General features: G+C 71.5%; 11 protein-coding genes. 9 read left to right on the top strand and 2 right to left on the bottom strand.

Features of this window, described 5'->3' with window-relative positions; translation table 11 throughout:
- Positions 1-5: 5 nt before the first annotated feature.
- On the bottom strand, positions 6-1229 hold the full coding sequence (locus ACFUTX_RS14865; protein ID WP_378866281.1) for a peptidoglycan DD-metalloendopeptidase family protein: 1224 nt from the start codon (positions 1227-1229) through the stop codon (positions 6-8).
- A gap of 194 nt (positions 1230-1423) precedes the next feature.
- Between ACFUTX_RS14865 and ACFUTX_RS14860 the strand changes: the two genes are divergently transcribed.
- The 5 genes from ACFUTX_RS14860 (at position 1424) to ACFUTX_RS14840 (ending at position 6423) form a co-directional block, all read left to right on the top strand.
- The gene (locus ACFUTX_RS14860) at positions 1424-1843 is read left to right on the top strand and encodes a hypothetical protein (protein WP_378866467.1); all 420 of its coding nucleotides are present in this window, start codon (positions 1424-1426) and stop codon (positions 1841-1843) included.
- Entirely contained in the window at positions 1840-2799 is a 960-nt protein-coding gene (locus ACFUTX_RS14855) for a bifunctional riboflavin kinase/FAD synthetase (protein ID WP_378866464.1), read from the top strand. The genes ACFUTX_RS14860 and ACFUTX_RS14855 overlap by 4 nt, the downstream gene beginning before the upstream one ends.
- Positions 2800-3028: 229 nt before the next feature.
- Positions 3029-4036 carry a deoxyribose-phosphate aldolase gene (gene deoC, locus ACFUTX_RS14850; RefSeq protein WP_378866278.1) on the top strand — a complete coding sequence of 336 codons (1008 nt, stop codon included), beginning with the start codon at positions 3029-3031 and terminating at the stop codon, positions 4034-4036.
- An 18-nt stretch (positions 4037-4054) separates the two neighbouring features.
- Positions 4055-5563 (top strand): aldehyde dehydrogenase family protein, encoded by a 1509-nt coding sequence (locus ACFUTX_RS14845; RefSeq protein ID WP_378866275.1) that lies wholly within the window; start codon positions 4055-4057, stop codon positions 5561-5563.
- Positions 5560-6423, top strand: coding sequence for an aldehyde dehydrogenase family protein (locus tag ACFUTX_RS14840; protein ID WP_378866273.1), 864 nt, complete (start codon positions 5560-5562; stop codon positions 6421-6423). The genes ACFUTX_RS14845 and ACFUTX_RS14840 overlap by 4 nt, the downstream gene beginning before the upstream one ends.
- 20 nt (positions 6424-6443) lie before the next feature.
- On the opposite strand, the gene ACFUTX_RS14835 is transcribed toward ACFUTX_RS14840, so the two are convergent.
- Positions 6444-7160, bottom strand: a complete 717-nt coding sequence (locus tag ACFUTX_RS14835; protein WP_378866270.1) for an NRDE family protein — start codon at positions 7158-7160, stop codon at positions 6444-6446.
- 47 nt (positions 7161-7207) lie between these two features.
- Here ACFUTX_RS14835 and coaBC point away from each other — a divergent pair, with 47 nt between their 5' ends.
- From coaBC to ACFUTX_RS14815, 4 genes are all read left to right on the top strand, one after another.
- Positions 7208-8434: a bifunctional phosphopantothenoylcysteine decarboxylase/phosphopantothenate--cysteine ligase CoaBC gene (gene coaBC, locus ACFUTX_RS14830; protein ID WP_378866462.1), complete on the top strand. Its 1227-nt coding sequence runs from the start codon at positions 7208-7210 to the stop codon at positions 8432-8434.
- Between the two features lie 77 nt (positions 8435-8511).
- Positions 8512-9408, top strand: a complete 897-nt coding sequence (locus ACFUTX_RS14825; RefSeq protein WP_378866268.1) for a glycerophosphodiester phosphodiesterase — start codon at positions 8512-8514, stop codon at positions 9406-9408.
- Between the two features lie 99 nt (positions 9409-9507).
- Complete coding sequence (locus tag ACFUTX_RS14820; protein WP_378866265.1) at positions 9508-10155, top strand: hypothetical protein; 648 nt, start codon at positions 9508-9510, stop codon at positions 10153-10155.
- A gap of 198 nt (positions 10156-10353) precedes the next feature.
- Positions 10354-12507: a DEAD/DEAH box helicase gene (locus tag ACFUTX_RS14815; RefSeq protein ID WP_378866262.1), complete on the top strand. Its 2154-nt coding sequence runs from the start codon at positions 10354-10356 to the stop codon at positions 12505-12507.
- The last annotated feature ends 80 nt before the right edge of the window (positions 12508-12587 follow it).

Here is a 12587-nt window from a genome sequence, read left to right as displayed (position 1 = left end):
CCGCGTCACCGCTTGACGAGGTACGCGGAGTGCACCCAGCCCGTCTTGCCCGCATAGGTGACCTTGCGCCAGTCGCCGCTCGACGCGGCGATCGGCCCCACGTTGGCACCCTTGGGGATCACGAGCTGGATCCTCGCCGACATCGACGCCGTGGCGCGCAGGTTCAGCGCGGCCGTGGTCGCGTAGGTCGCCGGCTTGGGTGCCGGTGCGGGCGGCGGGACCGCCGCGGGGGCGGGCGTGAGCTTGGTCGGGGTCACGAGACCCGCCGACACCCAGCCCTGCTGCGAGCCGACGCGCACCGGGATGAATCCGGTGGTGATCGTGCCGGGGACGTGCACCACCGCGGTCGCGCGCGGCAGCATCCGGATGATCGAGTACGACGTGGACGGACCGGTGCGGAAGTTCACTCCGCCGACGGTGTAGTACGTGCAGGTGGCGGGGGTGGGCTTCGCGTTGACTGCGGCGGCGGCGGCGTACAGGTCGACGCCGCGCGGCTTGAGGAACGTGGCCGCGTTCTGCGCCGCCGATCCGGTCGACGTCGCCTTCCACAGCTCGAGGTGCAGGTGGTTGCCCGACGAGACGCCGCTGCTGCCGACCTGGCTGATCCGCTGGCCGGCGCTCACGGTCTGGCCCACCTTCACGTGGGTGGTCGCCGACCAGATGTGCATGTAGATCGACGTGTACTGAGCCCCGGAGATGGTGTGGCGCACCGCGATGTAGCCCGCGCGCGAAGAGGTGCCGGTGACCGTGGCGGTGACGACGCCGGCCGCGATCGCGTAGATCGGCTGACCGGCCCGGGCGGCCATGTCGACGCCGTAGTGATAGGTGGAGCCGCCCTGAACGGGGATGCAGCGGGGGCCGAAGTGCGATGAGACGGTGTACGACTTCGCGGCGAGAGGCTGGCGGAAGACGGGCGCCGGAGGCGTCGTCGGCTTCGGCGTCGGTGTCGCGGTGGGCTTCGGGGTGGGGCTGGGCGTCGCCGTGGCGGCCGGCTGGGGAGCCGAGGGCGTCGCGGGCGCCGGCGTCGTGGCCGTGGGCTTGGGCGTGACGGCCGGGGTGGGCGTCGGCGTCGGCGTGGTCTGCGGCGCAGCAGTCGACGCGCTCGGGGTGGGCGTCGGGGTGGGCGTGACGGCCGCCGGAAGCGACGCCGCGGTGGCCGGAGCGATGCCGCCGATCGTCAGGGCCGCCGCGGTGGCCCCGGCAAGCAGGAGGGCGCGGAAAGATCGCATGAGCAACTCGCAGGATCTGGGGAAGTGGACTGGGGAAGCGGCTGGGGGTCCGTGCTGTGAATATTGTCACTTCCCGGTGTGTCTGTCCACTGATGGGACAGATGTGGTTTACGCCGTCCGATTCACGAACCGCGTCCGACGCTCGCACGTAGGATTGAAGCGCCATGTCATCGTCTGTTCGCCCGCGCCGCCGCATGACCGGAATCGGACGCGTCCTCGTCATCGTCTACGGGATCATGGCGCTCGCCGCCACCGGCCGCTCCTTCGTGCAGATCGTCGAACGATACGACGAGGCGCCGCTGGCCTACACGCTCTCCGCGCTGTCGGCCGTGGTCTACATCGTGGCCACTCTGGCTCTCATCTTCGCCGGGTCGCGGGCCTGGTACGTCGTGGCGTGGATCGCGATCGTCTTCGAGCTCGTCGGCGTCCTGGTGGTCGGCACCCTCAGCCTCGTGCTGCCCGAGCTGTTCGCGCACCCGAGCGTGTGGTCGTGGTTCGGCCTGGGCTACCTCTTCGTGCCCCTCGTCCTCCCCTTCTTCGGTCTGTGGTGGCTGCTGACGCACCGCCCGGCCGCGAGGACGGTCGACGCAGAGCCGGCCGTGGCGTCGTCGTGATCGTCTTCCGCGACCCCAGCGAGGTCCCGGCCGACTTCGGGCCGTCGGTCGTCGCGATCGGAAAGTTCGACGGCGTGCACTCCGGGCACCGGGCCGTCCTCGACCGGGCGAGGGTGGACGCCGCGACCGGCGGCGCGCGCGTCGTCGCCGTGACGTTCGACCGCAACCCGCTCGCGCTGCTGCGTCCCGAGCTGTGCCCCCCGAATCTCATCGGCGTGCACCAGAAGATCCAGCTGCTCGCCGAGACGGGGATCGACGCGACCCTGGTCCTCCGCTTCGACGAGGCGCTGGCGGGGCTCACGCCGCGCGAGTTCGTCGAGCACGTGCTCGTCGAGGCGCTCGGCGTGCGCACGGTGCTCGTCGGCAGCGACTTCCGGTTCGGCCGCGGCGGCCAGGGCGACCCGACGATGCTGGCTGAACTCGGTCGCGAGTTCGGATTCGACGTGGATGTCGTCGCGGACGTCCGGGCCCACGCCGCGGGCCGCCGCGTCTCGTCGACCTGGATCCGCGAACTCCTCGCCGAGGGCGACGTCGAGACGGCCGCCAAGCTGCTCGGTCGGGCGCCGTCCGTGTGGGGCGAGGTCGTGCACGGTCTCAAGCGCGGCCGCGAGCTGGGGTATCCCACGGCGAACCTGTCGTCGGAGTGCGAGGGGTTCATCCCCGCCGACGGGGTGTACGCCGGGTGGCTGATCGACGAGGGCTCGACGGACGGACTGAGGCCCGGCATCCGGTTTCCGGCAGCTATCAGCGTCGGCACCAACCCCACGTTCGACGATGTCGCCAGCCGGCAGGTCGAGGCGTACGTCCTGGACGAGACCGACCTCGACCTCTACGGGCACCGCGTGGAGGTGCAGTTCACCGCCCGCATCCGGAGCACCGTCGCCTTCGAGGGGGTCGACGCGCTCGTCGCGCAGATCGACGCGGATGTCGCCGAGGTGCGCCGCATCCTCGGCTGAGCGTCCATCGTCCGCCGTAGACCCGTCGCTCCGCCGGCTCTAGCATCGGAGCCGTGGACGCGATCGACGGGTGGCGCGGGAGCGTCGCCGGCCCCGTGGACGGCTCGCCCGCCGGGGTAGGCTTGTCCTTTGCGTCCAGGCCGGAGACTGCGGAGCCCACGCGCACGTCCGCACGCTCGAGCGCCTGAGGGCCCGGCCCTCGAACGCACATCGACACAGAGGGAGAGCCATGAGCCGCACCGAACTGCAGACGCTGCCCGAGCGGGCCGTCGCGCTGCTCGGCGGAGAACCCGACGACACCACTCTGCGCCGCTACCTGCACGGACTCCCCGGTGTCGACGCGGTGGGCCTCGAGCAGCGCGCCGCGGGTCTGGGCACCCGCTCGATCAAGACCTCGTCGAAGGCCTGGGCGCTCGACAAGATCATCGAGCTCATCGACCTCACGACCCTCGAGGGCGCCGATACCCCGGGCAAGGTGCGCTCCCTCGTCGCGAAGGCGCTCCATCCGGATGCGTCCGACCCGACCTGCCCGCGCGTGGCCGCGGTGTGCGTGTACGGCGACATGGTCCCCTACGCCGTCGAGGCGCTCGGCTCCGCGCACGGCGACCCTGACGAGGGCGGCGTCAGCGTGGCGGCGGTGGCGACGGCGTTCCCCAGCGGTCGCGCGTCCCTCGAGATCAAGCTCGCCGACACCGCCGACGCGGTCGCCCACGGCGCCGACGAGATCGACATGGTCATCGACCGCGGCGCGTTCCTCGCGGGCCGCTACGGCGTGGTGTTCGATCAGATCGCGCGCGTGAAAGAGGCCTGCCGCCGCGCCGACGGATCCTACGCCTCGCTCAAGGTGATCCTCGAGACCGGCGAGCTCAGCACGTACGACAACATCAAGCGCGCGTCGTGGCTCTCGATCCTCGCCGGGGGAGACTTCATCAAGACGTCCACGGGCAAGGTGCAGCCCGCCGCCACGCTGCCGGTGACGCTGCTGATGCTCGAGGTGGTGCGGGACTGGCACCGCGCCACCGGAGAGAAGGTCGGCGTGAAGCCGGCCGGCGGCATCCGCACCTCCAAGGACGCCATCAAGTACCTCGTCACGGTCGCCGAGACGGTCGGCGAGGAGTGGCTCCAGCCGCACCTCTTCCGCTACGGCGCTTCGAGCCTGCTCAACGACGTGCTCCTGCAGCGTCAGAAGCTCAAGAGCGGTCACTACTCCGGCGCCGACTACGTGACCATCGACTGAGACACCGGGAAGAAGAGAATGAGTTTCCTCGAGTACGCCCCCGCCCCCGAGTCCCGCGCGATCCTGAATCTGCGCGACGAGTACGGGCTGTTCATCGACGGCGAGTTCCGGCCGGGCAGCGGAGAGACGTTCGCCACCATCTCTCCCGCCGACGAGACGCACATCGCCACCATCGCCACGGCGAGCGAGGCGGATGTCGATGCCGCCGTCGCGGCTGCGCGACGCGCCTACGACAAGACGTGGTCCACGATGAGCGGGCGCGACCGGGGCAAGTACCTGTTCCGCATCGCGCGGCTCGTCCAGGAGCGTGCGCGCGAGCTCGCGGTCGCCGAGAGCCTCGACAACGGCAAGCCGATCAAGGAGAGCAGGGACGTCGACGTCCCTCTCGTCGCCGCCTGGTTCTTCTACTACGCCGGGTGGGCCGACAAGCTCGACTACGCCGGGCTCGGCCCGAACCCCCGCGCCCTGGGTGTCGCGGGGCAGGTGATCCCCTGGAACTTCCCGCTGCTCATGCTCGCGTGGAAGATCGCCCCGGCGCTCGCGGCGGGCAACACCGTGGTGATCAAGCCCGCTGAGACGACGCCGCTGTCGGCCCTCATCTTCGCCGAGATCCTGCAGCAGGCCGACCTCCCCGCCGGCGTCGTGAACATCGTGACCGGCGCGGGATCCACCGGTGCGGCGCTGGTGCGGCATCCCGACGTGAACAAGGTGGCTTTCACCGGCTCCACGCCGGTCGGCCGCGAGATCGCCAAGGCCGTCGCGGGCACCGACAAGAAGCTGACGCTCGAGCTGGGCGGCAAGGCGGCGAACATCGTGTTCGAGGACGCCCCGATCGACCAGGCCATCGAGGGGATCGTCAACGGCATCTTCTTCAACCAGGGGCACGTCTGCTGCGCCGGCAGCCGCCTGCTCGTGCAGGAGTCCATCCACGACGAGGTCGTCGACCGGCTGAAGACGCGTCTGTCGACCCTGCGGTTGGGTGACCCGCTCGACAAGAACACCGACATCGGGGCCATCAACTCGCGCGAGCAGCTCGACCGCATCCGCGAGCTCAGCCGCATCGGCGAAGAAGAGGGCGCCGAGCGCTGGAGCGCGGACTGCGTGATCCCCGAGAACGGATTCTGGTTCGCCCCGACGATCTTCACGAACGTGCAGGCGAGCCATCGGATCGCCCGCGACGAGATCTTCGGGCCGGTCCTGTCGGTGCTGACCTTCCGGACGCCGGCCGAGGCGATCGAGAAGGCGAACAACACCCCGTACGGGCTGTCGGCCGGTATCTGGAGCGACAAGGGTTCTCGCATCCTGGCGGTCGCCGACCGTCTGCGGGCCGGCGTCGTCTGGGCCAACACGTTCAATCGATTCGATCCGTCGTCTCCGTTCGGCGGCTACAAGGAGTCCGGCTACGGGCGGGAGGGCGGCCGCCACGGTCTGCTCGCCTACCTGAAGGGACCGGGGCCGGTCGCCACGCTGCCGGACACCGCCTCGAGCCGTGATCGGGCGATCGGAACCGGGAAGGAAGCACTGTGAGCAAGCGACTGTCCGTGCCCAAGACGTACAAGCTGTTCGTCGGCGGCGCCTTCCCCCGAAGCGAGTCCGGGCGCACCTACGAGGTGGCCACGCCGAAGGGCGAGTTCCTCGCGAACGCGGCCCTCGCATCGCGCAAAGACGCCCGTGACGCCGTCGTCGCCGCGCGCGGCGCCGTGAAGGGCTGGTCGGGCGCCACCGCCTACAACCGCGGCCAGGTGCTGTACCGCGTGGCCGAACTGCTCGAGGGCCGTCGGGCCCAGTTCGTCGACGAGATCGTCCAGCAGACCGGGGCCCCGGCGAACGCCGCCGCCGCCGAGGTCGACGAGGCCATCGACCGGTGGGTCTGGTACGCGGGGTGGTGCGACAAGTTCGGTCAGGTCGCGGGCAACGGCAACCCCGTCGCAGGCCCGTACTTCAACATCTCCGTGCCCGAGCCCACCGGCGTGGTGGCGGTCATCGCCCCGCAGGACACCGCACTCCTGGGCATCGTGTCGGCGATCGCGCCGGCGCTCGTGTCGGGCAACACGGTCGTGGTCGTCGCGTCGCAGCGGTTCCCGCTGTCGGCGATCTCGCTCGCCGAGGTGCTCGCCACCTCCGACGTTCCGGGCGGTGTGGTCAACGTGCTCACCGGTTCGCCGGCCGAGATCGCCCCGTGGCTGGCGGCGCATCCCGACGTGCACGGCCTCGACCTGGTCGGCGCGGGCGACCTCGACTGGGTCGATCTGCAGATCGCCGCGGCCGAGACGCTGACGCGCGTGCTGCCGCCCGAGCAGGGGCCGAATGCCGCGTCCCCGAGCCTCGACCGGATCGCGGCGTTCACCGAGACGAAGACGGTCTGGCACACGAAGAGCCTGGTGTAGCGGGGTCGCGGCCGGGGGTGTCAGGCCAGGTCGAGGCCGCCCCAGTGGCCGGGTCGGTCGAGTTCGCCGTAGTGCACGTCCACGCCGTCCGGCGACACCGACGCCACGCACGCCAGCAGCGACAGCGTCGGATACCCGTGCGGCCGGTTGTCGCGGATGATCGCGCGGTCGTCGGTGGGCTCCAGCTCCGCGGACCGACGGAGGACCTCGACCCACGGCATCCACCACCGTGCCTCGGCCGCGGGGGAGGCGGCACGGAACTCCTCCAGCCACGCCGCGATGCGCGGTGTCCCGTCGTCGTCGACGTTGTCGTGGGCGACCATGTGCGTGCCCGGCGACAGTCGCCGAGTCGTCAGAGAATCGCCGTCCCAGGTCGTGACGCGGGCGCCCCCGGCGTCGACCTCGACGAGGTTGAAGCCGTGCGTGCGCGGCTGGCCCGACGGCGGCTGTCCGGCGACCGAGTCGAGAACGATCGTCCCCCGAGAGGTGAGCTCGGACTCAGGGCGCGTCGACACGTCGGCCCGGTTGAGCAGAACCGCGAGTCGGCCGGCAGCGGGGTCGGCCGCGAGCCAGGCGCCTCCCGCCCGGACGTCGCGCACCCCGACGACGCCGTCCCGCGCCTCCGGCCACCACGGACCCAGCGGGTTCCACGGCCGCGCCGGGTCTTCGTCGCGGATCGCGAGGACGCGGGTCGGCTCGCCCGCCGACTCGGGGACGCGGATGACGACGGTGCACATCTGGCGGCTCCTGTCTGAGGCGATCCCGGTCGTGCCAAGATCGGATGGTGTTCGTCGTGGTCGGAGTCACCGGCGGGATCGCCGCCTACAAGACGGTGCACCTCGTGCGCCTGCTCGTGAAGGAAGGCCATGAGGTCCACGTCGTGCCGACCGACGACGCGTTGCGGTTCGTCGGTCTTCCGACCTGGGAGGCGATCAGCCGCCACCCCGTCACGACCTCCGTCCACGATGACGTCGCCCGCGTCCGCCACGTCGCCCTGGGCCAAGCGGCCGACCTGGTGATCGTGGCGCCCGCGACCGCGAACACACTGGCGAAGATGGCGACCGGACTGGCAGACGATCTCCTCGGAACGACCCTACTCGCCACCACGGCGCCGGTCGTCGTGGCGCCGGCGATGCACACCGAGATGTGGAACCACCCCGCCACGGCGCACAACATCGCGACGCTGCGCGCCCGCGGCGTCCTCACGGTCGGCCCCGAGGACGGCGCGCTCACCGGCGGCGACAGCGGGCCGGGACGGATGTCGGAGCCCGAGCAGATCCTCGAGGCGGCGCTCGCCCAGGCTGGGCACGCGCGCGGCGACCTCGACGGCGCGCGGGTCGTCGTCAGCGCGGGCGGGACGCGCGAGCCGATCGACCCGGTGCGCTTCATCGGCAACCGCTCCAGCGGCAGGCAGGGAATCGCGATCGCCGTCGCCGCAGCGCAGCGCGGTGCCGAGGTCGTGCTGATCGCCGCCCACGTGGACGAGGGCGTGCTGGCCGAGGCATCCGGTCTCCCGCGGGTTCGGATCACGCGGGCAGGGACCGCCGCGGAGCTCGCCGACGCCGTGGCGGCGGAGGCGGCCGACGCCCAGGTGGTGGTCATGGCGGCGGCGGTGGCCGACTACCGCGTGGCCGAGGTCTCCGACGCGAAACTGTCGAAGGATGCGGCGGGCGGACCCGGGATCACGTTGCACCTGATCGAGAACGACGACATCCTCGCCGGTCTCGTCCGCGACCGTCGTGCCGGGCAGATCGTCGTCGGGTTCGCGGCCGAGACGCCCCAGGCGGGCCAGACGGTGCTCGATCGCGGACGTCGCAAGGCGGTGCGCAAGGGAGCCGACATCCTCGCGGTCAACGAGGTGGGCTGGGCCCAGGGCTTCGAGGCGGAGCGCAACGACGTGACGCTGCTCGACGCCCACGGCGAGGTCGTCGGCGAGGCGGGCGGGACCAAGCGGCAGGTCGCCGACGCACTGTGGGACGCGGTGCGCAGAATCCGCGCGAATCCTGAGTAACGGATCGGTAACGGCGCCGGTAGAGTGATCGCACCACGTCGACGAAGACGTGGGACGCCACCCGGAGGACATGCCCGATGCCCTACTCCGAGGCATCCGATCGCGCCCGCGACCGGAGCCCGTCGCTGTTCGTCGTCTGCGTGCTCGCCGTCGCGAGCCTCGTGATCGCCTTCCTCGGCGTGAGCCCCGCGCGCGTGAGCGCCACGGACCTCTGGGGCGGCACGCGAACCCCCGGAGACGCGGCGTTCATCGCCAGTCATCGCGGCGGCGCGGCGACGGTCCCCGAGAACACGCTGCCCGCGATCTCCGCCGCGCTCACCGGCCACTACCCGTACGTCGAGGTCGACGTCGCGCTCACCGCCGACGGACACCCGGTGCTCATGCACGACGAGACGGTCGACCGCACGACCGACGGCACCGGACGGCTGGCGTCCCTGACGCTGGCCGAGGTGCGTCGGCTCGACGCGGGCTCGTGGTTCGACCCCGCCTTCGCGGGCACGCGCGTGCCGACGTTCGCGGAGTTCCTCGACGTGGTGGCCCGGTCGGGAGGTCGCGCGATCATCGAGCTGAAGGGGGTGTGGGATGCCGCGGCGGTGGCCCGCGCGCTGGCCGACGTCTCGTCGCGCGACCTCGAAGGCAGCGTCGCCCTCGCGAGCTTCGACGCCCGCACGCTCGCCCTCTGCGCCGCCGAGTCGGAGGTGGTGTCTCGGCTGCTGATCCTCAAGCACCTGCCGCAGGACGTCGTCGCCGCCGCCGCGCAGGCCGACGTGAGCGGCGTCGTCGTCCACCGCAAGGCCGTGCTCGCGCGGCCGGAGGTCGTGGACGAGCTTCATGCGGCCGGAGCACGGGTGGTGGTGTACACGCTCAACGACGACGCGCAGTGGGACGCCATGACGGCGCTCGGGGTGGACGGGATCGTGACCGACGATCCCGCCACGCTGTCGGAGTGGCAGCGCGCGGCCGCCAGTCCCTAGCCGCGCCGGGTGCGGCATCCGACCGGCGCGTCAGCCGGCAGGCGCGGGGCGCCGTCGTAGGGTCGAGAGGTCCCCAACGTCGACCCTCCGAGGAGCGCCATGCCGCACGATCGACGCCCGACACTGCTCCGGACGCTGACCGGCGGGCTGGCGCTCGCCGCCGCTGCGCTCCTCGTCGCCGGGTGTCAGGCGGCCGCCCCCGAGCCCCAGCAGACGGCCGACGCGACGCCGTCGGTGAGTCCGCGGCCGCCGGGAGCCACGCCGACGCCGATCGAGACCCAGACCCCCGGCGCGACGCTCGAGGTGCCGGAGAGCTGCGACGACATCTACTCCGGCGAGATGCGCGCCGCTCTCGAGAGCGAGAACCCGCCGCTCAACGACCCCGGCGTCACGATGCTCTCCACGCAGAACGTCGACCTCATCCAGATCATCGACGGCGGAGCCGCCACCCTGCGGTGCACGTGGGGCGTTCCGAGCGAGTTCGGCCTCGCCACCAACGTGACGGCCCTCGACGCCGACCAGTCCGAGACGGTGGCGCGCGAGCTCGGGGAGTCCGGCTTCGACTGCCAGCCTCTCGGTGACGGGACCGTCTGCCGCATGGAGCAGAAGGGCGTCACGCTCGACGACAAGGAGTACACCAGCGGCGAGACGCACTACGTCGGTGAGGGCGGGTGGGTGTCCACGGCGTGGATCAACTTCTCGCCGGAGGGCTACACGGAAGACATCGTCGCCACCATCTGGGGTTAGCCGGCCTCCGTCCGCTAGACTGGTGGCAGGGAGTCCGCTGCCGACGCCGCAGCTCGCAGAAGCGAGTGCCCGCGGCCGGCGACGAGATCCGCCCGTCCCGCGTTCGCGACGGCATGCATGCCGCCCGCGGGAGCACCAGCAGTCTCGGCCCCGCAGCCGATCATCGCCGGCCTGCCGGCACACACGCTCAGGAGGAGCATGCCGACCACGGCACCCGCCCAGACGTCCGCGCGACGTCGGAAGACCTCGTCGGCCCGCCGCGACGACGAGGCGCCCATCATCCCGATCCTCGCCCGCAAGGTGCGCGAGGTCGAAGCCAAGGCTCAGCGCGGAAAGCTCGGGCCCACCAACCGCGTCAAGTTCCAGGTGATCGCCTTCCTCGTGCGCGAGGAACGCGCTCGCGTCAAGGCCGACACCGCCGTCACCGACGCCGCACGCGCCGAGCTGCTCAAGCGGCTCGACGGCGTGGCCACCATCCTCGCGAAGACCGCCGCGCGCGACACGTCCCTCATCCAGCTGCTCGAGGTCGACCAGGCGACGTCGCCGGTCGCGCGGCGCATGCGCCGCGACTGGCTCCTCGAATCCGGCGCCGAGCTCGCGCCCGACGAGCTCATCATCACCGACGTCGCGCCCGCCGCGGCCCCCGTCGTCCCCGCCGCGCTCGCGGAGCGGCAGGTCGTGCCGCCTCAGGTCGTCGCCCGTCGCGAGGCCAACCCGTTCCTCGCGCCAGACCTGGCGATGCGCGCACCGAAGGAGACCCCTCGTCGCCGCCTCGACGGCTGGGAGCTGATGGGTCCCCTGTACAAGGCCTTCGAGACCGGCGCCGGTGGTGCCGCCGCGTCGATGGAGCTTCCGCCGGTTCCCGAGTTCGACCGGGTGTCGCCGAAGAGCCTCGAGGTCATGCCGCACCAGTCGCGGTTCCTCGAGGCGGTCCGCCGCGGCCACCGCACGTTCCTCCTCGCCGATGAGCCGGGCCTCGGAAAGACGGCGGAGTCCGTGCTCGCGGCATCCGTCGCCGGCGCGTACCCGCTGCTGGCCGTCGTCCCGAACGTCGTGAAGATGAACTGGGCGCGCGAGGTCGAGCGGTGGACGCCGCAGCGACGCGCCACCGTCATCCACGGCGACGGCGAGGGCATCGACGCGTTCGCCGACGTGTTCATCGTCAACTACGAGGTGCTCGACCGGCACCTGTCGTGGCTGGGAGACCTGGGTCTCAAGGGCATGGTCGTCGACGAGGCCCACTTCATCAAGAACCTGTCGTCGCAGCGGTCGCAGAACGTGCTGGCCCTCGCCGGGCGCATCCGCGAGCAGGTGCGCAACCCGCTGCTGCTCGCCCTCACGGGCACTCCGCTCATCAACGACGTCGAGGACTTCGACGCGATCTGGCGGTTCCTCGGGTGGACCACGGGCGAGAAGCCGGGTCCCGAGCTCATGGAGAAGCTCGACGACACCGGCCTCACACCCGCCGACAAGGCGTTCTACCCCGAGGCCCGCGATGCCGTGATCTCGATGGGGATCGTCCGCCGCAAGAAGAAGGATGTCGCGGCCGATCTGCCCGACAAGCTCATCGCCGACCTCCCCGTCGAGCTGGACGACGAGTTCGGCCGCTCCATCCGCCAGGCCGAGCGCGAGCTGGGGGAGCGTCTCGCCGCCCGCTACCGCCGGATCATCGAGGCTCGCGGCGACCGTGGCCTCGCCCCGGGCGAAGTCGACGACGACATCGTGCGCCTCGTCGCGCAGAACGAGCTCGACGAGTCGAAGGCGGCCGGCACCGGCTCCGAGAACGTGTTCACCATGGTGCGCAAGATCGGCCAGGCCAAGGCCCTCCTCGCCGCGGACTATGCGGTGCAGCTGCAGCGCTCCGTCGGCAAGGTCGTCTTCTTCGCGAAGCACATCGACGTCATGGACGCCGCAGAGGCGCACTTCGCCGCAGCCGGGCTGCGGTCGGTGTCGATCCGCGGCGACCAGACGACTCCCGTGCGTCAGCAGGCGATCGACGACTTCAACAACGATCCGGGCGTCGGCGTCGCGGTCTGCTCGCTCACGGCCGCCGGCGTCGGCCTGAACATGCAGGCGGCGTCCAACGTCGTGCTGGCCGAGCTGTCGTGGACGGCGGCCGAGCAGACGCAGGCGATCGACCGCGTCCACCGCATCGGCCAGGACGAGCCGGTCACCGCGTGGCGCATCATCGCCGCGCACACGATCGATACGAAGATCGCCGAGCTCATCGACGCGAAGCAGGGGCTCGCGCAGCGCGCCCTCGACGGTCAGGTCGTCGACCCGCAGTCCAGCGACTCGGTGCAGCTGTCGGCCCTCATGCACCTGACACGGCAGGCGCTCGGCGCCGAGTGAGCGGGCGCGGCGGCGCCGTGTGGCAGGCCGCGGCATCCGGGCACTAATCTCGGGTGAGGCAGCGTCGCCGACACTCTTCA

It is taken from the genome of Microbacterium sp. NPDC057407 (genome assembly GCF_042803895.1).
Taxonomy (GTDB): domain Bacteria; phylum Actinomycetota; class Actinomycetes; order Actinomycetales; family Microbacteriaceae; genus Microbacterium.
The sequence above is the reverse complement of the archived record's forward strand: the minus strand, read 5'-3'. Positions and strand labels throughout refer to the sequence as shown.